25 protein-coding genes are annotated in these 24,654 nt (G+C 40.8%); 18 read left to right on the top strand and 7 right to left on the bottom strand.

What is annotated here, in order from left to right; all coding sequences use genetic code 11:
* Positions 1-222: 222 nt before the first annotated feature.
* Positions 223-540, top strand: a complete 318-nt coding sequence (locus tag C9J40_RS22125) for a hypothetical protein (protein ID WP_199188053.1) — start codon at positions 223-225, stop codon at positions 538-540.
* Positions 541-687: 147 nt separating this feature from the next.
* On the opposite strand, the gene C9J40_RS22120 is transcribed toward C9J40_RS22125, so the two are convergent.
* Both C9J40_RS22120 and C9J40_RS06625 read right to left on the bottom strand, forming a co-directional pair.
* The gene (locus tag C9J40_RS22120) at positions 688-846 is read right to left on the bottom strand and encodes a hypothetical protein (RefSeq protein ID WP_005366214.1); all 159 of its coding nucleotides are present in this window, start codon (positions 844-846) and stop codon (positions 688-690) included.
* Positions 847-1,178: 332 nt separating this feature from the next.
* The gene (locus C9J40_RS06625; RefSeq protein WP_107246255.1) at positions 1,179-1,568 is read right to left on the bottom strand and encodes an MAPEG family protein; all 390 of its coding nucleotides are present in this window, start codon (positions 1,566-1,568) and stop codon (positions 1,179-1,181) included.
* A 243-nt stretch (positions 1,569-1,811) separates the two neighbouring features.
* Here C9J40_RS06625 and msrA point away from each other — a divergent pair, with 243 nt between their 5' ends.
* The 4 genes from msrA (at position 1,812) to C9J40_RS06605 (ending at position 4,387) form a co-directional block, all read left to right on the top strand.
* Positions 1,812-2,309, top strand: a complete 498-nt coding sequence (gene msrA / locus C9J40_RS06620; protein ID WP_005366207.1) for a peptide-methionine (S)-S-oxide reductase MsrA — start codon at positions 1,812-1,814, stop codon at positions 2,307-2,309.
* Positions 2,310-2,423: 114 nt separating this feature from the next.
* On the top strand, positions 2,424-2,705 hold the full coding sequence (locus C9J40_RS06615; protein ID WP_107246254.1) for an HPF/RaiA family ribosome-associated protein: 282 nt from the start codon (positions 2,424-2,426) through the stop codon (positions 2,703-2,705).
* Between the two features lie 270 nt (positions 2,706-2,975).
* Complete coding sequence (locus tag C9J40_RS06610) at positions 2,976-3,524, top strand: hypothetical protein (protein ID WP_233217708.1); 549 nt, start codon at positions 2,976-2,978, stop codon at positions 3,522-3,524.
* A 122-nt stretch (positions 3,525-3,646) separates the two neighbouring features.
* Positions 3,647-4,387, top strand: coding sequence for an AAA family ATPase (locus C9J40_RS06605; RefSeq protein ID WP_107246252.1), 741 nt, complete (start codon positions 3,647-3,649; stop codon positions 4,385-4,387).
* A gap of 38 nt (positions 4,388-4,425) precedes the next feature.
* Here the strand turns inward: C9J40_RS06605 and C9J40_RS06600 are convergent, their stop codons facing one another.
* Complete coding sequence (locus tag C9J40_RS06600) at positions 4,426-5,295, bottom strand: LysR family transcriptional regulator (RefSeq protein WP_107206741.1); 870 nt, start codon at positions 5,293-5,295, stop codon at positions 4,426-4,428.
* Positions 5,296-5,399: 104 nt separating this feature from the next.
* Between C9J40_RS06600 and C9J40_RS06595 the strand changes: the two genes are divergently transcribed.
* The 4 genes from C9J40_RS06595 (at position 5,400) to C9J40_RS06580 (ending at position 12,185) form a co-directional block, all read left to right on the top strand.
* Entirely contained in the window at positions 5,400-6,302 is a 903-nt protein-coding gene (locus tag C9J40_RS06595) for an SDR family oxidoreductase (protein ID WP_233217686.1), read from the top strand.
* A gap of 563 nt (positions 6,303-6,865) precedes the next feature.
* Positions 6,866-9,883 (top strand): flavocytochrome c, encoded by a 3,018-nt coding sequence (locus tag C9J40_RS06590; RefSeq protein ID WP_107246251.1) that lies wholly within the window; start codon positions 6,866-6,868, stop codon positions 9,881-9,883.
* Between the two features lie 89 nt (positions 9,884-9,972).
* Complete coding sequence (locus tag C9J40_RS06585; protein WP_107246249.1) at positions 9,973-10,920, top strand: FAD:protein FMN transferase; 948 nt, start codon at positions 9,973-9,975, stop codon at positions 10,918-10,920.
* Positions 10,921-11,138: 218 nt separating this feature from the next.
* Positions 11,139-12,185 (top strand): oxidoreductase, encoded by a 1,047-nt coding sequence (locus tag C9J40_RS06580; protein ID WP_107246247.1) that lies wholly within the window; start codon positions 11,139-11,141, stop codon positions 12,183-12,185.
* Between the two features lie 104 nt (positions 12,186-12,289).
* On the opposite strand, the gene C9J40_RS06575 is transcribed toward C9J40_RS06580, so the two are convergent.
* The 4 genes from C9J40_RS06575 to C9J40_RS06560 all read right to left on the bottom strand — a co-directional run bounded on the left by C9J40_RS06575 (position 12,290) and on the right by C9J40_RS06560 (position 15,896).
* Positions 12,290-13,021, bottom strand: a complete 732-nt coding sequence (locus C9J40_RS06575; protein ID WP_107246246.1) for a hypothetical protein — start codon at positions 13,019-13,021, stop codon at positions 12,290-12,292.
* A 409-nt stretch (positions 13,022-13,430) separates the two neighbouring features.
* Complete coding sequence (locus C9J40_RS06570; RefSeq protein ID WP_107246244.1) at positions 13,431-13,937, bottom strand: GNAT family N-acetyltransferase; 507 nt, start codon at positions 13,935-13,937, stop codon at positions 13,431-13,433.
* Between the two features lie 2 nt (positions 13,938-13,939).
* Positions 13,940-15,112 carry a MerR family transcriptional regulator gene (locus C9J40_RS06565; RefSeq protein ID WP_107246243.1) on the bottom strand — a complete coding sequence of 391 codons (1,173 nt, stop codon included), beginning with the start codon at positions 15,110-15,112 and terminating at the stop codon, positions 13,940-13,942.
* A 130-nt stretch (positions 15,113-15,242) separates the two neighbouring features.
* Entirely contained in the window at positions 15,243-15,896 is a 654-nt protein-coding gene (locus C9J40_RS06560; RefSeq protein ID WP_107206732.1) for a YoaK family protein, read from the bottom strand.
* A 291-nt stretch (positions 15,897-16,187) separates the two neighbouring features.
* On the opposite strand from C9J40_RS06560, the gene C9J40_RS06555 reads away from it, so the two are divergent.
* From C9J40_RS06555 to C9J40_RS06515, 9 genes are all read left to right on the top strand, one after another.
* Positions 16,188-16,802, top strand: coding sequence for a 4Fe-4S dicluster domain-containing protein (locus C9J40_RS06555; protein ID WP_045083233.1), 615 nt, complete (start codon positions 16,188-16,190; stop codon positions 16,800-16,802).
* Positions 16,799-18,733 (top strand): proton-conducting transporter membrane subunit, encoded by a 1,935-nt coding sequence (locus tag C9J40_RS06550; protein WP_107206731.1) that lies wholly within the window; start codon positions 16,799-16,801, stop codon positions 18,731-18,733. Before C9J40_RS06555 ends, C9J40_RS06550 begins: the two co-directional genes overlap by 4 nt.
* Positions 18,733-19,686 (top strand): respiratory chain complex I subunit 1 family protein, encoded by a 954-nt coding sequence (locus C9J40_RS06545; RefSeq protein WP_107206730.1) that lies wholly within the window; start codon positions 18,733-18,735, stop codon positions 19,684-19,686. The genes C9J40_RS06550 and C9J40_RS06545 overlap by 1 nt, the downstream gene beginning before the upstream one ends.
* 9 nt (positions 19,687-19,695) lie before the next feature.
* Positions 19,696-21,450, top strand: a complete 1,755-nt coding sequence (locus tag C9J40_RS06540; protein ID WP_107206729.1) for an NADH-quinone oxidoreductase subunit C — start codon at positions 19,696-19,698, stop codon at positions 21,448-21,450.
* An 8-nt stretch (positions 21,451-21,458) separates the two neighbouring features.
* Positions 21,459-22,007 carry a formate hydrogenlyase complex iron-sulfur subunit gene (locus C9J40_RS06535; protein WP_045132255.1) on the top strand — a complete coding sequence of 183 codons (549 nt, stop codon included), beginning with the start codon at positions 21,459-21,461 and terminating at the stop codon, positions 22,005-22,007.
* Positions 22,004-22,837 (top strand): NADH-quinone oxidoreductase subunit B family protein, encoded by an 834-nt coding sequence (locus tag C9J40_RS06530; RefSeq protein WP_107206728.1) that lies wholly within the window; start codon positions 22,004-22,006, stop codon positions 22,835-22,837. The genes C9J40_RS06535 and C9J40_RS06530 overlap by 4 nt, the downstream gene beginning before the upstream one ends.
* Positions 22,830-23,294, top strand: a complete 465-nt coding sequence (locus C9J40_RS06525) for a formate hydrogenlyase maturation HycH family protein (protein WP_107246242.1) — start codon at positions 22,830-22,832, stop codon at positions 23,292-23,294. The genes C9J40_RS06530 and C9J40_RS06525 overlap by 8 nt, the downstream gene beginning before the upstream one ends.
* A 32-nt stretch (positions 23,295-23,326) precedes the next feature.
* Entirely contained in the window at positions 23,327-23,821 is a 495-nt protein-coding gene (gene hycI / locus C9J40_RS06520) for a hydrogenase maturation peptidase HycI (protein WP_107206800.1), read from the top strand.
* 277 nt (positions 23,822-24,098) lie between these two features.
* On the top strand, positions 24,099-24,647 hold the full coding sequence (locus C9J40_RS06515; protein ID WP_107246240.1) for a 4Fe-4S binding protein: 549 nt from the start codon (positions 24,099-24,101) through the stop codon (positions 24,645-24,647).
* Positions 24,648-24,654 lie beyond the last annotated feature (7 nt).

Below are 24,654 nucleotides of genomic sequence, written 5' to 3'. Positions count from 1 at the left end.
GATATATTATTGGTTATTACAGCCAATTACGACCACATCAATATAATGGCGGATTAACACCGAATGAATCAGAACGATTATATTGGTTAACCTCTAAAACCGTGGCTAGTATTTGTTGACCACTACAATATTCATGATAAAGATTATGAGTTATGGGATAGTTATGAGGCTCAATTCCAACAAGAACATAAAGTCGCATTTTTTCCTCGTCGACTTTCAACGATGACAGCTTGGACTCATAGTGCCTATTTTCATCAGGCGATAGGTTGTTTAATTTTGGGCTTTACTTGGGTACCTCCTAAAAATAAGAATGAAGAGTTTCTTCAGCAACATTACATATCATCCATTGAAGAGCCAGATCTTGACGTGTTAAGTGAAGTTCATCAATTAGATGCATACTCGTGTATAACATCTGAACATGAGGCTGCTCGTGATGAGTTTTGGGCTTATGCAACAGATGGGAACGATGATAGAGGTGATAGGCGCGGTGGCTCTATTGATGCATTGCCGTTAGTTGGCTGGCAGGAGCGGCGCTTTTAAAAGAAGCGATGAAGAAATAAGATTATGTATTCGGAGAGTCATCCTTATGACTCTCTTGATATTACTAATAAAAAAACCACAAATACTGCTATCTATAAATGTGTAAAGTAAAAAGGCTGCTTGGCAGTATTTATGCTGTAAGATTTCCTAATCTTGCGTTTTAATCTGTTGTTCTTGTTTTTCTTTATTCTTCAGTTTTCTGTCTTGGTCGAAGTGCCACTTGATCGCAAAATATCCAGCAACCATTAACGCAATGACTTTAATCGCCATAGCGACATAAGGGAAAAAGTCTGTCCAGTGATTCATCGTAAATCTCCATTCCAACCGATATCAGATTAATAACAAAGAATGTGTTATCAATGAAATTCAATAAAATCTGTCATCGTTAAATTAATATCAAAAAATCGCATGCAAAATATCAAAATATATCCAATTACACATAGGATATGGTGCACAGATATAAAAATGGGTTGTATTTAATTGATATAAAAAGCCCCTCTAGTCACATATTTGGAATGAGGGGCAATGGTTATGATGAACCTAGACACTTGCATATAAATTTATAGTTACGCTAATGCTTTTTATCAAGTGCATTTATCAAGTTGCACCTTCAATCTACTTTTATGTCTTACTTTTGATTAACTCGACAGGCACTGTCCCATAATGATAAATGAGCAGCCGATTGCTATCGTCCAAGCGATGGAACGTAAAACACCGAGATTTATTAGATACAGTATGTGGTAGACAACTCTAAAGCTAATGTGGAGAAGTGCCAATAACTGAATTTTTTCATTTGTGGTGCCTGTTGCGATTGCTAACAAAACGGCCATGGAAAAAATAATCAGTGATTCAAAGGCATTTTGATGTGCTGCTAATGCTCGCGCACCAAAACCATGCAATTTTGCTTGTTGGTCTCGGGGATGGTTATTATCGTAGCCTCCCACTTTATGCATTGCGACGGCGAGAGGTATTTTGGCTATGTAAGGAAGTAATGCTGCGGCAATTAAACTATAAATTAAAATATCCAATGAATCGTCCCTGGTTTTATCAACTCGCTATTTGATTTTATATTAATAAGTATACTTGTTCTTTACCGTGATCATCAGTCAATTAGGTATATGAAGGCAGAATCTATTGCTAAATGAAGACTTTTCTTGAGGGCGTTGAAATAAGTTTTTAGCTGTTTTTCAATCACAAATACTGTTCATCCCTGACGATTTATTGATAGGGTATATATTGAATTAGGATTTAAGAATGCGAAGGAGTTAACGATGGCACAACAAAAAGCGATACTTGCTGGCGGCTGTTTTTGGGGGATGCAAGATCTTATTCGTCGTCAAACTGGGGTAATAACAACCCGCGTTGGCTATACGGGCGGTGATGTGGCAAATGCCACTTATCCCAATCATGGTACTCATGCTGAAGCGATTGAAATAACTTTTGATGATGACCAAACCAGTTTTGAAAATATTTTGGCGTACTTCTTTCAAATTCATGATCCAACAACGACCAATCGCCAAGGTAATGATATCGGTACTTCTTATCGCTCTGCGATTTTCTATACTTCAGAGGCGCAAAAAAACACGGCCCAAGATTTGATTAAGCGTATCAATGCTTCTGGCATTTGGCCGGGCACGGTAGTAACAGAAGTCGTGCCAGCAAGTGATTTTTGGCAAGCAGAGCCAGAACACCAAGATTATTTACTTCACCGACCTAATGGCTATACCTGTCATTTTCCGCGTCCTGATTGGGTATTACCTGAAGAATAAAGGTGAAGCGAAGTCATTTTTTGAGTATTAATATTACTTTTTTAGGATGAGACTTTTTTTATTTTTAGGCTTACATTCAGTGTCAGATATTTAAGAGAATTACTGAGGTGTATCATGAGCTTAAAAATCAAATGTGAACATATGGAACTAACTGATTCAATCAAAGCAGTAGTATCTGATTATATTGAAAAGATGATGGTTATCGATCCTGAATTTAAACATCTTCATGTGGATATCATCAAAGAAGATACAGGCTATGCTGTTGATTTGAAAATGGATACTGAAGTGTTCCATAAAGTGAGTGCTAAAGCGCATAACGTAAATTTAGAAGAATGTATTAAAGAAGCATTTTTCCATTTTGAAAAAGTGGTTGAGAAGAAAGCAGCGCATCAATAATTTCATGCGATTGCATTTCTTGTCATCAAAATTAAAGGCTCGTAATGAGCCTTTTTTATTGTCTGCCTATTACGGTTATTGCTCTTAAATGTATGCAATACCCAATCACATAATGATAAATTTAATTCTATGTTTATTGTCAAAGCCCTTATACTGTTTGAATAGTAAAGGTTAAATCATCTATCGCGTTAAATATTCAGCTTCAAGTCATTGTTTAGCGAATAAGATAAGATTGTTATCTCTTTTATAACGTATATTTTGGGGAGTTATATGATGAAATCACTATTATTGGTTGCGCTATCTATTCTCGCTTTTCAAGCACATGCACAAGATAGGTATGTGTGTAAAAGTGATCATTCTGAGCGTGTCATCGAAGTTGTTTATGCTAATCCAAATAGCAAAGTACCGTGTGAAGTTCGCTATACTAAGCCGGAAGGCACTGCTGTATTATGGGATGCGAAACATGAGGTCGGTTACTGTGAAGAAAAAGCGAAATCTTTTGCTGAAAAATTAACCAGCTTAGGGATGTCATGCTCTGGCGTCGATGTCGCATCAAGCGCTCCTGTTGTAACGGAACAGCCTACAGAGGCACAAACCCAACAAGATTCAGCTACACCTTTAGCAGCACCTTTAATCGATACTCCAACATCTTCAACACCAGAATCTACCAATGCAGCGCCAGTTGTAGAATCACAAACGCATGCTGACTCACCAACAGCAACGCAAATTCAGCAAGATGCGGCAGCACCCTTAGTTGATACTCCAACCTCTTCAACACCCGCATCTGCAACAGAAGCTGCACCATCTCAAGCGGAATAGGTCCGTTATTCATGGTTGATATAAATTGAGTGGGTACTAACTTTCTCGCTCATTTTATTTCAATGTGATAACGGATAACATGGTTAAACTATTTTAGAAATAAATAACACTGTTTGAGATTTATGAGTTTTGAAGAAAAACCTTACCTACGAGAAATCGCTTTAAAGCGCGAAAAAATTGATAATTACGATCAATTTCCGTTTTGTATTCCAGCCCTCAAAGCGTTAGATGTCATTGAATTTCATCCTGATGTTACTTTTTTTGTCGGTGAAAATGGTTCAGGAAAATCTACGCTAATTGAAGCGATTGCAGTCGCGATGGGGCTTAATGCGGAAGGGGGGAACAAGAATACCGGTTTTCCTACCGCGCAAACGCATTCTGAGTTAGATCGCTACATTAAAACCGTGAAAAGTTTTAAACGCCCGAAAGACTTCTATTTTTTAAGGGCTGAGAGTTTTTATAATGTTGCCACTTATTTAGATCAGCTTATGCCGCCACCGTTGCAAGGTTATGGTGGGCAATCACTACACCATCAATCTCATGGTGAATCTTTCATGGCAACGATCTCTAATAAGTTACGCGGTAATGGTTTATACATTATGGATGAGCCCGAAGCTGCTCTCTCACCAGCTAGACAAATGGCTGCGCTTTCAGAAATGCATCGTTTAGTTGAAGCAGGTTCGCAATTTATTATTGCTACTCACTCACCGATTTTATTGGCCTACCCAAGAGCTAAAATCTATCAGTTCAGTGATAGTGGCATCGATGAAACAACGTATGAGGATACCGAGCATTATGAGATCACTCGAAACTTCCTGAATCACCATCAGCAGATGATGAAAATCTTAATGGAAGAAGAGTAATTGAGCTTAATATTGCTCGATGAATCGCTTGAGTTTACCTATTCAAGTTTACTTTGAATAAAGTTAATAAAACAGCGAGTCTTGGCGGGTAGTAACCGTGTTTCGGTTATGGCGTATATCGGCACAGGAGAACTTTGCCAGTCCGGTAATATGCGTTGTAATGTTCCTTGCGCTAACTCATCTGTGATCATTTCTTGTGGGAGTAATCCCAATCCCATATTGAGCACTATTAATTGCTTGATCATGCCAATACTATTTACAAATAGTTTGCTGTTTACCTTAATATCTGCCGATTTATCTTTGCTATGTAATGCCCAATGGGCTGATTTTACGATACTAAAACACTGATGTTGAGTAAGTTCGTCTGGTGATTGTGGTTCGCCATATTGTGCCAAATAAGCGGGAGAACCATAAACATAGTGATGGAAGTTAGCGAGTTTACGAGCAATTAAGCTTGAGCTTTCACTTTCACCTGCTCGAATTGCTACGTCGAAATATTCCGATGTCATATCCACACGCCGTGAAGATAAATCAAATTCCAATTCAATATCGGGATATTGTTTTGAAAATTCGGGTAGTAATGGCGCAATGAAGTGGGTCGCAAAATCAATAGGGGCAGACACGCGAACCGTACCACTAGGATTTTCTGCTATATCACTCAATTGTTGATGGGCGAGTTTGGCTTCTTCAACAATACGACGACAACGCTCGTAATACAGTTGACCGGCCTCTGTGAGTTCAATTTTTCGTGTTGTACGGTGGAGCAAACGCAGCCCAATGGCTTTTTCTAATGCACTGATGCGCCTTGAAAGGGTGGAATTAGGCACTCCAGTAATCTCTGCGGCTTGGCGAAAGCTCATTACGTTGGCGACTTCTACAAATAACGCCATATCATCGAGTGATTTCATAATTATCCCATTTTTGAACCAATCATTTCCATTTTATAGTATTTAATCCAAATATAGAATTATATAACATGGCTTCAACGTCAGAGATTAACGAGAAAATGATTATGCAAACTCAAAAGAAGAAAGTACTTGTTGTTGGTGCCACAGGTTTCCTAGGTCGTAAAATTTTACGTAGTTTAATGCAGCATTCAAACGTCGATATTAAAGCGATGTCACGCCGTGGTGCACCAAAAGGTGAATTTTCAGAGCTAGAGTGGGTACAGGCTGACATGATGGATCCTGCTTCTTTAGATGCTGCATTACAAGGTGTGGATGTGGTGATTAGCTCTGCTAACGGTTATATGAAAGAGAGCCTTGATGCCGATTTCCAAGGCAATAAAAACCTCGCAGAAGCGGCAGCACGAGCAAACATTGAACGCTTTGTTTTCTTGAGTATTGTTAATAGTGATGAAGCGCAAAGCGTGCCACATTTTCATGCTAAAAAAGTTGCAGAAGATGTGATTAAGCAAGTCGGCATTCCTTATGTATTTGTGCGTGCACCAGCGTTTTTAGATCAAACGTCTGATTACATTGCGGATGGCTTTAAAGCGGGTCGTTTTTACGCAATTGGCGATACAACGACTAAGTGGTCGTACATTTTGACTGATGATTTAGCTGATTATCTTGCTAAAGCTGCCGCATTTGAAGGTGATGAAATCAATAATAAATCGATTGATGTAGGTTGGAGTGATGGTGCTAAAAGCCAAGCGGAATTGGTGCAATTAATTAGTGAAGTGACAGGTAAGAAGTTATCAACATGGACTGTGCCATGGTTTGTTTTCCAATTACTTGTTCGCCCAATCAAACTATTCAGTGAGCTTGGCTATGACATGCTTGAAATGTTCTTGTTCTTCAAAAAAGGGCGTTTTGTTGCTGACATTAGCGATCAAGAACGTTTCTTTGGCCCTGCGCCATTAGCAAAAGAGGTGATCACTCGTTGGGCTAAGAATAATAAGTTTATTGATTAACATACAACATTTTCAATAGAAGCTGACTTAATGTCAGCTTTTTTATTATTGGTTTTATTCACTGTCATCAAAGGCATAAATCCAGCCAATAATGAAATTCAATTTTGCAAATAAAGATTAAAGAAAAATAGGAATGATTTCTATTTTAATACGGCAATTTTTTCTGAGGAATAGGATAACCACTCTCCGTTTTATCATTTTTTGATTATTTTTATTATTAGTCAATTTCGTGAAAATTAAGCTGTTGATAGTAGTTATATTATCCATTTTCAACGATGTTTATTTTTTCATAACTGCTCATACTAAGTAAATTTTTCTCTTATTTTGTTTGCTTGTTTAAATTTAAATGTTAATAGAAAGAGAATTTATTTAAATGTTAATGGTTTTATGTGCTTTATGCATAGACTAAATGCAGATGTATCATTTTACTGAGAATTACCGCTGTAGTAATTTCATTCAATATTAGTTAATTGCCTTAGTTCTTATTTTAAAAGCTACTTAAATTTAACTGCTTATTTAGTGATTTTTAATATAAGTATTAATTATTATTGGAATATGAATCAGTGAATAAATTAACAGATGAAATTCAATTAGGCTTATCACAAGCCAAATTCAAAAACCGCATTGTTATGGCACCAATGACCATTCAATCTGCATTTTTTGATGGTGGTGTTACACAAGAAATGATCGACTATTATGCCGCTCGCTCTGGCGATGCTGGCGCAGTCATTGTTGAAAGTGCGTTTGTTGAAAATTACGGTAGAGCATTTCCCGGTGCATTAGGTATCAATACCGACAGTAAGATTGCTGGACTCAAGAAGTTAGCATCGGCAATTAAAGAGAAAGGCTCAAAGGCTATTCTTCAGATCTACCATGCTGGCCGTATGGCAAATGGCGAATACAATGGTGGCCATCAGCCTATATCGGCGAGTCCTGTCGCTGCGCTTCGCGATAATGCAGAAACACCACTTGAAATGACGAAAGAGCAGATTGGCTTCATGATTGATGCTTTTGCTAATGCTGTTCATCGTGCAATTGTTGCGGGCTTTGATGGTGTTGAGATCCATGGCGCTAATACATACATCCTTCAACAGTTTTTCTCTCCACACTCAAACCGTCGAAATGATAAGTGGGGCGGTGATATTGAAAAACGTACGACATTCCCTCTTGCTGTTTTAAATGAAGCGAAAAGAGTTGTCGCTGATCACCAACGCGATGATTTCATTATTGGTTACCGTTTCTCTCCTGAAGAAATTGAAGAGCCTGGTATTCGTTTTGAAGATACCATGTACTTGCTTGATAAGTTGGCTGCGAGTGGTCTTGATTATTTCCACTTTTCGATGGGTAACTATACTCGAAATTCGATTGTAAACCCTGAAGATAAAGAACTACTTATTCGTAAATACCATGCGCTTAAATCTGACAATGTTGCCAAAATCCCTGTAATAGGTGTTGGTGGTATCGCTCAGCGTTCAGATGCTGATCAAGCGTTAGCACAAGGTTACGACATGGTGAGTGTGGGTAAAGGTTTCCTTGTTGAGCCAACATGGGCGACTAAAGCGATCAATGGTGAAGAATGTGCCGAGTTCGCTGATATTGAGCAACAACATCAACTGAAGATCCCAACACCACTTTGGGAAATCATGGATTACATGATTGTTGATAGTAAAGCTGAGGCATTAAAGCACCAGCGTATTAAAGAATTACAAAACGTTGAGATCACCTTTGAGCCTGGTGAGTACACCGCTTATGGCTACGGTCATAATGGCAAATTACCTGTAACGGTGACGTTCTCTGAAGACAAGATCCTCGATATTATCGTTGATTCATCAAAAGAGTCAGACGGTATTGCTAACCCTGCGTTTGAACGTATTCCACAACAAATTATGGAAGGCCAAACGCTAAATATTGATGTGATTTCTGGTGCGACAGTGAGTAGCCAAGCGGTTATTGACGGTGTATCTGATGCTGTTGATTTAGCGGGTGGTAACTCGGAAGCGCTTCGTTGTAAAGCACGTGAAGCGGTTGAATGGTCTACGGAAGTTATCGAAAAAACTGTCGATGTTGTTGTTGTCGGTGGCGGTGGTGCAGGTTTAAGTGCAGCGCTTACTGCTTTAGATAATGGTAAGTCTGTTATCTTGCTAGAAAAATTCCCTGCTGTTGGTGGTAACACTGTACGTACAGGCGGTTGGGTGAATGCAGCAGAGCCTAAGTGGGTAAAAGATTTCCCTGCGATTGCTGGTGAAGTGGATTATCTTAAAGCAATTGCCGATACACCTGAATCAGACATTGCAGAAGAATATCTTGCAGATTTCCGCACACTAAAAGATCAATTAGCTAACTATTTCCTTGATACTGAAAGTGGCAAAAATTACCTGTTTGATTCCGTTGAACTGCACCTAATTCAGACATACCTAGGTGGTAAACGTACTAACCTTGATGGCGAACCAATTCATGGTCAATACGATTTAGTACAGACGTTAACAAGTCGTGCAATGGAATCGATTGATTGGTTAACGGAAAAAGGCATCGACTTTAACCGTGGCATGGTGGATATCGCTGTTGGTGCGCTATGGCGTCGAGCGCACAAACCTAATCGCCCTAAAGGTGTTGAGTTTGTCGAAAAACTGCAAAAGCAAGTAATTGCCCAAGGTGGTCATATCATTACGGATGCGCGAGCTGAGGAATTGATTGTTGATGATGGAAAAGTGGTCGGTATTAAAGCAACGCATTCAGACGGTACAAAATATGTGCTAACCACTCATTGTGGTGTTGTACTGGCGTCTGGTGGTTTTGGTGCTAACACCAAAATGCTGCAAAAATACAACAACTACTGGAACGAGATTGCCGACGATATTAAAACAACCAACTCACCTGCGCTTATTGGTGATGGTATTGAAATCGGTGAAAAAGTCGGTGCTGATTTAGTGGGCATGGAATATGTTCAGTTAATGCCGATTGGTGATCCTAAATCTGGTGCGTTATTAACGGGTCTTATTGTTCCACCTGAAAACTTTGTCTTTGTTAACAACCAAGGCAAGCGCTTTGTCGATGAATGTGAAAGTCGAGACGTGCTTTCTCGTTCTTTCTTCGACAATGGTGGTGTGATTTATATGATTGCTGATGAAGCTATCCGTCAAACAGCAGCGAACACCACAGATGAAACCATTGAGCGTGAGATCGAAGAAGGTATTATTATCAAAGCAGATTCCATTGAAGAATTAGCGCAAAAAATTAATGTACCGACCGAAGCGTTAACAGAAACGATTCGCCGTTATAACAGCTACGTTGATGAAGGGCGTGATCCTGAATTCCACAAAGGCGCACTTGGCTTAAAAGTGGAAAAAGCACCGTTCTATGCAACGCCACGTAAGCCTTCAGTTCACCATACAATGGGTGGCTTGAAGATCAATACTCAAGCGTGTGTATTGGATAAAACGGGGACACCAATCTCTGGGCTATATGCAGCCGGTGAGGTGACTGGTGGTATTCATGCTGGTAACCGTTTAGGTGGTAATGCGTTGATTGATATCTTCACTTATGGTCGTATAGCGGGTGATAGCGTATCTAACCGCGTTTAATTAGATATATACCCAAGCATCTTGAAGTTACTTGGGTACAAAGGGAAGCCATGTGCTTCCCTTTTTACTATTTAACGAGAACAGAGTTAATGGCAAGTTATAAAACGCGTTTTCCTATGATGGGAACCTTTATTGATCTTGTGGTTCATCATGAACGTGGTGAAGCATTGATCAAAGAATGTTATCTGCAACTTCAAGAATTTACTCAACGTTTTACGGTTAATCAGACGCAATCTGAACTGATGCGCGTCAATAACTACGCAGGCATTCGAGCTGTCCGTGTAAAGCCGGATCTTTATGCGCTGATTAAGAAATCAAAAGCGATCAGTGTCGATCCTCAAAATCCGTTTAATGTGGCGATTGGGCCACTGGTTAAAACATGGCATATCGGTTTTAAAGATGCCAAGTTACCCACCGATGTGGAGCTTGCGGAAAAATTACAGCTTGTCGATCCATCAAACATTATCCTAGATGATGACTATCAGTCGGTATACCTTTCTCAAACGGGTATGCAGATAGATTTAGGCGCTATCGCTAAGGGATATTTTGCTGATCGGATCAAAGATTTTCTTACCGCTAACGGGGTCGAGCATGGCTTTATTAACCTTGGTGGTAATGTACTGACCATTGGTTACTCGCCTGAGAATGCTTCACAAACATGGAATGTCGGTATTCAAAACCCGCTGGCAGCTTCGCGTGGCGATATCTGCCGAGTTGTGCCTTTAAGAGATTATTCAATGGTAACGTCTGGCATTAATGAACGTTATTTTGAATACCATGGGCAGCGATACCATCACCTTCTTGATGGGCAAACGGGCAAGCCTATCTCAACCAATATCGCGAGTGTGACGATTATTTCAAAGCTCTCTGTTGATGGTGAAATATGGAGCACTGCTGGTTTTTTATCATCCATTGATGATGCGCTTGCTTATCTTAATCGTCAGGCAGGGATTGAGGCGGTATTGATCTCAAATCAAGGTGACGTTTTTGTCACTCATGGCCTAACTGATAACGGTACAGTTATTCAGATGCGCTAAATAGCAATATTTGACTATTAAAGTGAAATACAGCTCTATGTTTTCCTGTTTTTACCACTTAAAACAACAAAAAATGTGTAAGTTGCATTTCCTACATTGCTCCATGATGATAAGTTTCTCACACAGATAGATGACTGGCTGGTATTTGAGTTTGTCAGTGTTTGTACAAATGAAACGATATTATTCAATTGCCAATTATTCGGTATGGAGAAATGAACATGGCGTGCTCAGCGATCAAAACAGCGGTTATTGGTTATGGTTTTTCAGCTCAAACCTTTCATATTCCATTTATTACAAGCCTAAAAGAGTTTGAGCTAACGGCGATAAGCACAAGTAAGCAACAACAACTTCAAGAAGATTGGCCATTAATTCAACATTTTGATAGTGCAGAAGCGCTGATAACCTCCTCCGATGCTGAATTAGTGATCATTACCGCGCCAAATGATGTCCACTTTCAGTTAGCGAAAGCAGCCTTAGAGAATGGTAAACACGTCATTATTGAAAAGCCATTTGTCACCAAGGTTGAAGATGGAGAAGTACTGATCGCATTAGCAAAAGAAAAGGGGCTAATGCTGAGTATTTACCACAATCGACGTTGGGATGGTGACTTTCTTACCGTGAAAAAAATGATCGATGAAAAACGTTTTGGAGAGTTAAAACATTTTGAATCTCACTTCGATCGCTTTCGTCCTGTGGTTCGCGAACGTTGGAAAGAGCAAGCCGCAGATGGTGGCGGCATATTATTTGATTTAGGATCACATCTGCTGGATCAATCGATCACCTTGTTTGGATTACCAGACGCGATCACGGCAGATTGTAGAGTCACGCGTAAAGGCTCTAATAATGTTGATTACTTCCACTTACTTTTACATTACTCAACTCACCTTGTTGTGCTTCATGGCGACATGATAAGTGCTGGCGAAAATAAGCGTTTTACTATTAAAGGTACTGGTGGCTGTTATGAAAAGCTGGGTATTGATCCGCAAGAGCAATACTTAGTTTCTGGTGTTATGCCTGTAAATGAAGATTGGTTAGCAGAATCACCTTCTCAATATGGTCACTTTTATGATGAGCAAAGTTGTACGCCTGTGCCAACAGTGAAAGGGTGTTATCAGGAATATTATCACCAAGTGGCTAAAGCCATTCGCCAAGGTGTGACATGTCCAGTTAAAGCAGAAGATGCGCTTTTAAATATTAAGTTAATAGAGTTGGCGTTGGAAAGCAGCCGTTTAGGTAAGAAAATACAACTTAAAGATGCTGTCTAAATACACTCTCAATAGGCGTTTAGATATTTAAGAACGCTAATCAGTTTTAAATAAAAGCCAAACTTAACTTTTTAAGTTTGGCTTAGTTTCTCCGTTCAATGAAATTAGATTGGTCTAATTACACCGTTTTCATCTGTACTCCAGTCGACCATAGCATTATTTTTACCCACTAATCGACTTATGCTACTGACAAAATGACTTTCATCTGTGTTGGTATTATGACTATAAATTAAACCATAGAATTCATGAGCAAAAGCGTCAACGGTTTTGATACCATTATCATTTGAGAAGGTAAAAGTACCACCTAAATACACTTGGTCGGATTCGACTTCTTGAATATTGGCTTCTTGATCTGTTGCCTCTGGTATTTTAATAAAATTTGTTTCTTTTTGTGTGTTAGCAATATTATTTTGATTGAGCTTAAAAGTATTTGTGTTTTGATTAATTAAAGGTGCATGAAATTGTATGTCTTTAACCGTGCTTATCTGAATCTTATCAGCTTGCTTTTGAACAGATAAAGTCCCTGATATCTCTTCAATACTCAACCCTTCATTATGATTGCCACTATCGATAACTGCACAAGTATTATCGGTTTCGCCAATGTTAAGATCTTTTGCACAGTTTAGGGCGCTTTCAGTAATAACTAAAAAAGTATCATAGTTAACTTGTGCGTATTGCTTTTTAACATCAGATGTTAAATTACCAAGATCAAGTGGAGTAGCTTTGTCTGTACCACCACCACCACCGCCACCGCTATTATTATCGTCATTACCGCCGCCACCGCCACAACCCACTAATATTGTTGAAATGAGTACGAATAGGCATAACTTTTTCATATAAAAACCTTTTTAAAAATGTGGGAAAATGTCATGTAAATAGATATATTTGAAAGATAATCAGCAAATAAATGTTAATAAATCAATTTTAAGTGACTGATTTAATTTGGTTATCGTTTTTAAGTTGGCTGTATTTTATTATTATCTATTGTCATGATATATAAACAAGCATTTATATAACCCATAACGAAATATTATGTTTTACATTTCTAATTATTCTTGATAAGAAAATTAATTAGTGGTTTTTTAAATGAGGTCGTGAAAATATTTAATAAGCTTAAAAAAACAAAGGTTATTGGTGATGTTTTTTTACCAAGTATATTTTTACAGAAGTATTAAATAATAAAGACGTTTTCTTATGGTGGAGAGTATATACAAATAGCCGACATTACATCGGCTTTTAAATGTATTATTCAAAAAACGCTGGATGATAGTTTACTTCACCTGTCGGAATTGAACCTTTAACAGGCAGAGCTAAGAAGTATTCAGCTGGCACACCTGTAAGGGTTAATTCTGGTTGGGCTTTAAAGCCAAATCGACCATAATATTCAGGCTCACCTAATATTACGAATCCCTCTGCACCATGTTCTTTTAACTGGGCTAATCCTTCGTTAATTAACGCTTTACCAATCCCTTTTCCTTGTTGTTCTGGCAATACTGATACAGGTGCTAAACCGTACCAGTTTGTAGCTTCACCATTGATCAGTACTGGGGAGAAAGCGATATGACCAATAACTTGATTGTTTACTTCTGCGACTAACGACAGTGTTAAAGCGTTAGCATCTCGTAGGCGGTTAACGATCAAGTGCTCGGTTGGCTCTGCCCCCGCTTCATGATGAGGATGATCTTTAAAGGCACTGTAAGTTAGCGTTTCAATCACAGTAATGTCTGACTCTTTTTCTGCTCGAATGATCATGTTTAACCTTTTTTCTTTAATACAAAGAATTGATAGCCGTATTGATCTAAATAGTGCTCATGGACATGGATTTCGTTCTTAATATCTTTAATGGCATTGGACGTGAAATGTTGATTATCCAATTGAGCGATCTTGTTTTGTAATGGCACTAGGTAATTTGTCCATGACTGATCACTCTGGGTAAAGTGGTTAATCGCTTCAAAACCTGCTTGCTGCATTTGTTTGATTCGCTGTGCGCTGGTGGTCATATCTGGATAGTTTTGTTGCCAGAAGTCGACCGCTTCTTGGCTTGGATTATCGGTTAACCACACTAAGTCGCTGATCACCAAATAACCATGAGTCTTAATTAATGACTTCCATTGTTTTAGTGCTTGCTCAACACCCATGATGTAAGCACTGCCTTCAGCCCACAGCAGATCAAACTGTTGTGCTTCAAAAGGCATGGCGGTCATGCGGGCGCAGACAGTAGTGATACGATGTTCGAGCCCGCTTTTAATAGCTGTTTCGTTTACACAACTTAAGTGGTATTCATCGTTATCTAACGCAGTGATATGAAAATCACCATGTTTAGCTAGCAGGGTCGCGACAACGCCTTTACCACAGCCGATATCTAACACTTCACCAGATCTAATGGATAATGTTTCAAGTGCTTTTAGAGAATCTTCATCACAACTAGGGCCAAGTCGCTCTAAATCATCAAAGATCGCTTCAAAATCTGCCATGTATTGCTCATGTTCGTTCATATCTTTCGACAGCCATTTTAATCGCAAGGCTTGTTTTTCACTGAAACCTTGCTTCATTAGCCATTCTAAATGAGCAGAGGGTGCGGCTGACTCCATTGATTGATGCCATTCTTTCATCGAATTCATACCCAGCATGGCAGAAAGCAAATTGCGGGCTTTTTGCTTTTGTGCGATCTCTTCATCGAGGATATTCAGCCTTTGTAGCAATAGTTCTCTGTCAATTTGGGCATCTAAACAGGCTTGGCACTCTTTTAGTGAAAGCCCACCTGCTTGTAGTTGCTGTAACAGTTTTACCCGTTGCACATCGTTGTCGGTATAGCCACGATAGCCGTTGCTTAAGCGTGTGCCAGCAATCAGTTTAAGTTTTTCGTAATAGAGTAAGGTGGAACGACTTAATCCCACTTTTTGCGCTAATTCAGAAATACGGTACATGGCAGCTTTCCCTTTGATTGATAAGCGCACTATAAACTATGAAGCTTTAGACAGGTCAAGAGGTTTTGAGATACAAAAAAGCCGACATCACGTCGGCTGTTCTATTTTTGTTATTTGTTACCCAATCCTATTAATCATCTGCAATTTCATGGGTCCAGAATAAAATGCCTGTCGCAATTAAGCTTAAGATGATAGGGAGAAGTAATGCATATTTGAAGGAGTAATCCATCACTTGTGTTCCTGCAATTGCGCCAAGAAAGATGGATAACCATAAGCTGAAATGGCGAAAAAACGTGCTACGATCGCCTTCACCCATTAATAGCATGGCAATAGAACGTCCAGTATTAACCAAAAAACCTGTTACGTAAGTGAGTGCGGTTGATTTTTCAATGGTTAATCGCAGTGCGATATTTTGAATACCCATAGCAAAGCTTAAGAAGAAATTGGTCACAATTGGTTTAGCGATAGGCTCAACAAACAATGTTGCTGATAGCACTAATGTGACTAGCGCCATGATCATACTGCGATAAAAAGGTTTGTTAGCTATCGCGATAGCTTCGCCGACGGCAGCACCTAAAACAAATAATACAATAACCCCAATGTAGTGCCACGCTTGTGGTGTATTGCCTGAGGTTAACAGTATGCCCACATGGGTTGTGTTACCACTCATAAAAGAGATAAACAGGCCATTTTTCAGATGGATAAAGCCAATAGCATCAACAATACCTGCAATAAAAAGCAGATAGAAGGGCATGGTTGAATGAAGGTGTTTTTTCTTAATCATTAGTCATATTCATAAAGTTAGGTGGTAAATGTCCATCGCATGAAGCTCAATTATAAAACAGTTTTTTCTTGTTTGTGGTTTTGTGTCGACACTACTGTCGAAATAAGGTGTCGATAGCAGTGTCGATAGGCGAACATCCTATGTTTATTTCCTTTTAGTAGTAATAAAAAGTGAAGAGTAGGAGAGCGCGCTAGGTATAAGTGAATGATCTTTAGCTAATAAAACACAAAGATACCTTATTGGTATGATTATTGCTTTTTGTGATGCTTTTTGCAATTAACTGGAAAGATCATGAAAAGCTTTGTTGTTGCAGATCCCGACAAATGTATCGGTTGTGGCACCTGCATGGCAGCGTGCTCCGAAGAACATAAAAAAGTCGGACTGCAAAGCCATCCTCGTCTTACCGTGGTTAAACATGACAATGCTACGGCACCTGTTATGTGTCGTCACTGTGAAGACGCGCCTTGTGCGGCTGTATGTCCGGTACAAGCTATTTCTAAACAAGCAGATCGTGTTGTTCTTAACGAGTCGCTTTGTGTTGGTTGTACATTATGTGCAGTCGCGTGTCCGTTTGGTGCTATCGCTTTTGATGGTAGTCGACCAATTGCGATGGCAAACAGTTACGATACCTATATCCCTTCTACTCCTCGTTCTAGTAACCCATCAACGTCAATACCTAGCACTTTTGGTCAAGATATTTTGGCATGGGAACCGGGCGTGAAAAGTATCGCAGTGAAATGTGATTTATGTGGTTTTCGTGAACAAGGGCCTGCCTGTGCACAAGTCTGTCCTACTCAAGCAATTGTGTTGATTGATGAGAGTAAAGTGATGAAAGCACGCCACAGTAAACGTGAAAGCGCGGCTGACAGTGCCGTTTCTGTGAAATCAGGAGCTATGAACAAATGAATCCGTTAGTTTTAGTTTTATTTGCAGTGATCAGCTACGGTGTAGCAGCCCTTATTTCTTGGCTTGGTCGTAAGGATGAACGTGATAGTTTACGTTTGGCGGGTGTGATTAGTGCATTTGGTGGCGTGTTTGGTGTTTTAGCGGGTGTGTCTACCATTGTGGGTCATTATGACTCAGCCGATTTTGCACTGGCGACGCGCTGTATGGTGAATATGGATATGCTTTCAGCCTTAATGGTGGTGGTAATATCCATAGTGACCATGGCGGCGTCTATTTATTCGATTAATTATTTAAAAGAATATCTGGGTAAATCGGGTTGGAAAATCAATATCCTATTTAACATCTTTGCTGCGGCAATGACGGTATTAGTGATTTCAGCCAATGTGATCACTTTTATGGTGTTTATGGAAGTGGTCTCAATCGCATCATGGTTGATTGTGATCAGCGATGGTAGTTTGGCAAGTCGTAAGGCTGGTTTGAATTACTTTATTGTCGATCATATTGCTAGCTTTTTGATCATGGCTGCATTTTTGATCCTATCGATAAATGCCCATAGCTATGACTTTAGTGCGTTCACTACTACACCAATAAGTGCTGGCTTTGCATCATTAACCTTCCTATTAGCGTTAGTTGGTTTCGGTATTAAATCAGCGGGTGTTGGTTTACACGGTTGGTTAATTAAAGCCTATCCTATTTCGCCTTCGTACTGTTCTACCTTGATCTCATGTGTGATGGTGAAGATTGGTATCTATGGCATCTTAAAATTCAGTATTATTTTCCTTGGCGCAACCCAGTTATGGTGGGGTTTCCTTGTTCTGATCTTCGGTGCGGTATCGTCTGTTTTAGGCGTAATGTATGCGTTAGCAGAACATGATATTAAGCGTCTATTGGCTTACCACACGATTGAAAATATTGGCATCATCTTAATTGGTGTCGGTGTCAGTATGATTGGTATCGCAAGCCATCATCCAGTGCTTGCGCTATTGGGCTTACTGGGTGGTTTATACCACTTATTAAACCATGCGATCTTCAAAGGCTTATTGTGTTTAGGCTCAGGCTCTATTGTGTATCGTATGCATACCAAAGACATGGATAAGATGGGCGGCTTGGGTAAGACCATGCCAAAAACAGCCATTGCGTTCTTAATTGGTACCTTAGCGATTTGTGCGTTGCCACCGTTTAACGGTTTTGTGTCTGAGTGGTTTATTTATCAATCACTATTTAGCATGGGTAAAGTAGGAACCGCAGCAAATATGTTGTTTGGCCCGTTCGGTATGGTAATGCTGGCACTAACAGGTGCATTAGCTTGTATGTGTTTTGTGAAGGTTTACGGTATCTGCTTTACTGGTGCACCGAAAACAGGACAAGCGGCGAATACTCGTGAAGTGGGTGCTGGCATGACAACAGCAACAACCATGTTAGCGATATTATGTATTGTATTAGGTGTGGGCTCGCCTTGGATTGCACCTTATTTTTCTGATATTGCATCTTCAATTCTTCATCTTGGCCCTGTTTCTGTTGCAACAGGCAGTGCGGTTTATCCTGCAGTGGCTGATCAAGCGATTCTCTCTACCCCTGTAATTGCGATTATGCTAGCGCTGTTAGCACTGGTTCCAGCGATATTGCTTTATGTGTTCCGTCAACGTCGTTTGGTACGTCGTCAACAAGGTGATCCTTGGGCGTGTGGTTACCAATATGAGCAGCGTATGACAGTTTCTGCCGAAGGTATTACGCGTCCAATGCGTCATATGTTTAGCCTTATTTATGACAACCGTCCAAAGCAATCTTTGATTGATCGTCATGTCTTACCACATTTATTTGCGGTAGCTGACGGTAGTCAACTTGATGGTCGAAAAGTCTGCATTATGTGCTGCGCTGCTGCGCTATTTGTGGTGTTGTTCTTTCCTTTCATTTCAGGAGTGAGTTGCTAATGTCCCCACTTGAAATGCCTTCTGCTAGTTGGATCACGCTAGCTGTTGTTCAGGCTTTATTGATGCTACTGCTTGCCCCTTTAGCCACCGGATTTTCCCGTGTTATTCGCGCTAAAATTCATTCTCGTAAAGGGCCGGGAGTACTCCAAGACTACCGCGATATTTATAAGTTATTGCAGCGCCAGTCGGTATCACCGTCAAATGCAGGCTTTATTTTCTGGATCACGCCTTGGGTAATGGTGATCACTATGATGTTGATCGGTATGGCATTGCCAACCGTGACGCAAGTGTCACCTTTCCCTATTTCGGGCGATATTATTACCGATATTTACTTATTGGCTATTTTCCGTTTCTTCTTTGCGTTATCAGGTATTGATTCAAACAGTATGTTTGGTGGCTTAGGTAGTAGCCGAGAATTGACTCTTGGTATCTTGGTTGAGCCAATGCTGATCCTGTCGATTGTAGTTGTTGCATTAGCAATGGGTACAACCGATCTTGGCTATATTAGCCATGCGATGGCAAATGACAGCTGGCATTCACCACTAGCGATTATCTTGGCAGGTCTTGTGTGTGCATTTGCACTGTTTATTGAGATGGGTAAATTACCGTTCGATAGTGCAGAAGCAGAGCAAGAGCTACAAGAAGGCCCTGTGACTGAATACTCAGGTGCTGGTTTAGCGATGGTGAAATTAGGCCTAGGTCTAAAACAGCTCGTTGTCGCTCAGTTCTTCCTTGCGATTTTCATTCCTTGGGGTAAAGCCCAATCATTAGGTTTCGGCAGCTTATTTTCAGCAACCGTGATCTTATTCATCAAGCTTTTTGTGGTTTTCTTCATTGCAGGTATTGCGGAAAACACCATGGCGCGTTTCCGCTTTATGAAAATCCACCGCGCTATTTTCCCTGTATTTTTAGTGGCCGTGTTGGCACTTATCTTTTTAATTTTTGGTTGGTAAGAAACAGTAATGACAAACAATACATTTGAACAATATGCCACTAAACCGCAATCAAATCGGATTGGCAAACAGTATGTCGATGGTGTGAATCATTTCTTTCCATCAGCCATTATTGATGAAGAGTGGCAAACGGATAATCAAGTGACCATCACGGTAAAAATGACCTCTTTGGTCGAAGTGATGAAGTGGCTTTATTACGATCAAGGCGGTTGGCTGACCGTTACATTCGGTAATGACGAGCGTACCTTAAATGGTCACTTTGCGGTTTATCACGCGCTTTCTATGGAAGGGGAAGTTAAAAGTTGGGTAACGGTAAAAGTACTGGTTGATGCCAATAGCCAAGAGTTTATTTCTATTACGCCAACTATTCCTGCTGCCGTGTGGGGCGAGCGTGAAGTACGTGATATGTACGGTTTACGTCCAGTAGGTTTACCTGATGAACGTCGTTTAGTCCTTCCTGATGATTGGCCTGAAGATCTCCACCCACTTCGTAAAGATGCGATGGACTACCGTCAGCGTCCACAGCCAACAACCGAAACAGAAACCTATAACTTTGATAACCAGTTAGGTGACGACAGCAACCGTATTGTACCTGTTGGTCCATTACACATTACTTCTGATGAACCGGGTCACTTCCGTTTATTCGTTGATGGTGAAGACATTATTGATGCGGATTACCGAATGTTCTACGTTCACCGTGGGATGGAAAAACTGGCAGAAACACGCATGGGTTACCACGAGGTCGCGCAGTTAACGGACCGTGTTTGTGGTATTTGTGGCTTTACCCATAGTGTGGGTTACAGCAACACGATTGAAAATGCGTTATCGGTTGATGTGCCATTCCGCGCCAAGATGATCCGTACTGTTTTACTTGAAGTTGAACGTCTACACAGTCACTTACTAAACATTGGTTTATCTAGCCACTTTGTTGGTTTTGACTCAGGTTTCATGCAGTTCTTCCGTGTCCGTGAAAAGACCATGGAGCTTGCTGAGCTACTAACAGGTGCCCGTAAAACTTACGGTATGAACTTAATTGGTGGTGTACGTCGAGATTTTCTTAAAGATCAACGCTTAAAAGGTATTGCGATGGTCAAAGAAGTACGCAAAACCTTTTCTGAGCTGGTGGAAGTGCTTCTAGCAACACCTAATATCGAAAGCCGTATTGCAGGTGTAGGTATTTTGTCGAAGCAAGTTGCTCGTGATTACAGCCCTGTTGGTCCACTTATTCGTGCTAGCGGCTTTAAGCGTGATGTACGTATTATTCATGGACAATCTTTAGAGTCTTACGGTGATGTTCCAATGGAATTACAAACCATGGACGGCGGTGATGTGCAATCACGTGTGATGGTACGTATTCGTGAAGTGTTTGATTCACTTAATATTGTTGAATACGGTCTTGATCACCTACCACCGGGTGCAATTCTCACTGAAGGTTTTAACTACGTACCGAATAAGTTTGCGTTGGGCTTTACTGAAGCACCGCGTGGTGAAAACGTGCACTGGAGCATGACAGGGGATAACCAAAAACTATTCCGCTGGCGTTGTCGTGCAGCAACGTATGCGAACTGGCCGACATTACGCTACATGTTACGAGGTAACACTGTTGCTGATGCGCCGTTAATTATCGGTAGTTTGGATCCATGTTACTCATGTACTGACCGTGTCACCATTGTTGATACCAAGAAGAAGCGTAGCAAAACTATTCCTTATAAAGCGATTGAGCAGTACAGCATCGACCGTAAAAATTCACCGTTTAAGCTGTAGGAGGCGTTGTGTTTAAGTTATTAAAGACCGTCTTAAAAACCGGTGAAGTCACAACTAAATATCCATTCGCACCATTGGAAGTGAATGAAGACTTCCGTGGTAAGCCAGAGCTAGATGCGGATCAGTGTCTGTCTTGTGCTGCCTGTATGCGTGCTTGTCCTGCCAATGCGTTAGTGATGGAAACTGACGAAAAAGCCGGTACACGCCGTTGGGAATTGTCGATGGCGCGATGCATTTACTGTGGTCGCTGTGAAGAAGTCTGCCCAACGAAAGCCATTAAGCTGTCGCAGAACTTTGAGTTAGCGGTAACCCGCAAAGAAGATCTGTATGAACATGCGGTGTTCCAACTGGCGAATTGTCGCCAATGTGAGCGTCCGTTTGTAGCGAAAAAGCTATTGGACTATGTGCTAGATACCTTGGCACAAACGGGTGTTTCAGCGGATCAATTAGAGTTACGTCGCCAACAATTAGAAACCTGTCCTGAATGTCGTCGCAGTAACAATATGCTAGATAGCGAAAACGTTAGCCATCTACGTTACCTTGAGGAGGAAATGTGAAAGGTATTAAACAGCTAAATGGTACAGCTCATACCCAAACTGTTCCTGTTCCATTACCGCCTAATAGCCAGAAATTAAAAGACGCGCTTATTAAGCAGATTCGTCGCTCGGCGTATGTTTACCGTGTTGACTGTGGTGGTTGTAACGCTTGTGAAATCGAAATTTTCGCAGCCACAACCCCTGTATTTGATACTGAGCGTTTTGGTATTAAGGTTGTTGCATCACCTCGCCATGCCGATATTCTTCTCTTTACGGGGGCTGTGACTCGCGCAATGCGTGCACCCGCGCTTCGTGCTTATGAAGCGGCGCCTGATCCTAAGATTGTGATTTCTTACGGCGCGTGTGGTTGTGATGGCGGTATTTTCCACGACTTATATTGTGTCTGGGGCGGTACTGACAAGATTGTACCTGTTGATGTCTACATTCCGGGCTGTCCTCCAACACCTGCGGCAACGATTTATGGTTTTGCAGTAGCATTAGGCCTACTTGATCAGAAACTGAAAGCGAAAACACACAATCCTGATGAGCAAAAAGCGAGCCTTAAACATACTGAAATTCCACTGGATATTAAGGTGATGATTGAGCGTCAAGCCCGCTTACTTGCCGGTTATGTTCAAGGCCAACGTATTGCAGATGAAGTGATGGATGTATTGGCAACCTGTAGTGCGGATAACGTTGATAGCAAGATTGCTGCTTACTTAGCGGAAAAAGACGATCCACGTTTAACCGAAATCGTGAATATTCTGCTGAGCAAAACCATGGCTGCATTAACGGGACAACCTGCGTGCGGGGCAGAGCAAAAAGCGTGCTGTGGAGGCGAAAATGCCTAATAGCAAGATTGCCGATTTACCTGAAGAGTTAACGCAATCTCGTCACCTTGAGCAGAATGTGTATTTCTACAGCTTGGGTCGCAAGTTTGTTGATGAAAGCTACGATGTACCAGAAGAAGCCAAGCAAATTATGTACTACAGCTTGGCAATTGGTCACCATCTTGGTGTGGTCGATTGCTTAGATGCGGTATTGAAATGCTCAGGCCATGAGTACCTTGAATGGATCAGTGGATTAGACCAAAGCGGTGAAGCATTTCGTAAAATGAAAGGCTTTCTGGTGTTTGGTGAAATCACGATTTATCCCGAGCATTTAAACATGTTGGCACTGGCGTTTGATGGTATTGATAGTGCGACTCAAAGCGAGAAGTCAAAGCTGTTAACCGATGGATTTATTGAAGCCTTAGGGGATATTCATCGCGAACCAACCATGTACATGATGATCCGAGGAGGACAGTAATTGTGCTAGAGGAAATTAACCTCTCTTCTGTCATGGGCGTAACGGTGTCGAATGACGATGTCGATCTGTCGGTCAGCAATATTGTATTGACGGTTGGTAACAGCATGATGGCAGACGATGGTGCTGGTCCATTACTCGCAAAGATGATGAAAGAGAATCCGATAGCGGATTGGAGCGTGCTGGAAGGTGGCTCGATGCCTGAGGATTGCTTACACCTTATTCGTAAAGCAATGCCGAAACGGGTGCTGGTGGTTGATGCTGCAGATATTGGTGAAGAAGCAGGGGAAGTACGAATTATTGATCCTGAGACTATCGTTGATATGTATGTGGTGTCGACCCACAGTTTGCCGTTGAACTTCTTAATCGATGAATTAAAGACTTTTGTACCAGAAGTGATCTTCATTGGTATACAGCCTGCGATTGTTGCTTTTTCATTCCCTTTAACGGAAATGGTACAACAAGGTGTTGAGCAAATTTATCAACAATTACCAACTTGGCAAGGCTCGGGCGGATTCACCCACTGTTAGCAGTAAACTGCGACAGTGACGATGCTTAATCGTTGGCCTGTCGATAAGGTGTCGATGAGATGTGACGAAGTGTGTCGATGATAGTTATTGATACATATCAGACATATTCATTGCTATAAATAAAGCCTGATTTCGATCAGGCTTTATTTTTTTGTCTTAAATATTAATAGTTTGCGTTTTTGCTGTTCAAGGTGTAAAAACTGGCACAGCTCATGCTTGTAAGGTATCGCAATGCGGATATGTATTGCGATGTATCGACATCAACAAGGGATACACCATGAACCGATTTGTTTTTGCAGATCCAAATTTGTGTATTGGATGCCGAACTTGTGAAATCGCTTGTGCGTTATCGCATCAAGCAGAAAATACGGTAGCAGGAATGGCACCATCGGATTTTTCACCACGTTTAACCGTCGTGAAAAATGCCCATGTAACTACGCCTGTAATGTGTCGTCAATGTGATGATGCGCCGTGTGCTCAGGTTTGTCCCAATAACGCCATCGTATTAGAAGATGGTTTTGTCAAAGTGATTCAATCTCGTTGTATCGGTTGTAAAACCTGCGTTATTGCATGCCCCTACGGTGCAATGAATGTGGTGACAACGATGGTTGAAGAGACAAAAGGTGCTGCGTTGTTTACGCGCAAAGTACCGCAAACCCAAGCATTAAAATGTGATTTATGTCATCACCAAGAGTCGGGTCCTTCTTGTGTTCAAGTTTGTCCTACTGGTGCGATTCGAATCATTGAGCCTGAGACGTTGACTGAAACGAGCCAACAAAAACGTGAAGCAGCGGCAATGAGCGCTGTAGTAGCAACAGGTTGCTAAGGTGATT

This window comes from Photobacterium sp. GB-72 (genome assembly GCF_003026095.1).
GTDB lineage: Bacteria > Pseudomonadota > Gammaproteobacteria > Enterobacterales > Vibrionaceae > Photobacterium.
The sequence above is the reverse complement of the archived record's forward strand: the minus strand, read 5'-3'. Positions and strand labels throughout refer to the sequence as shown.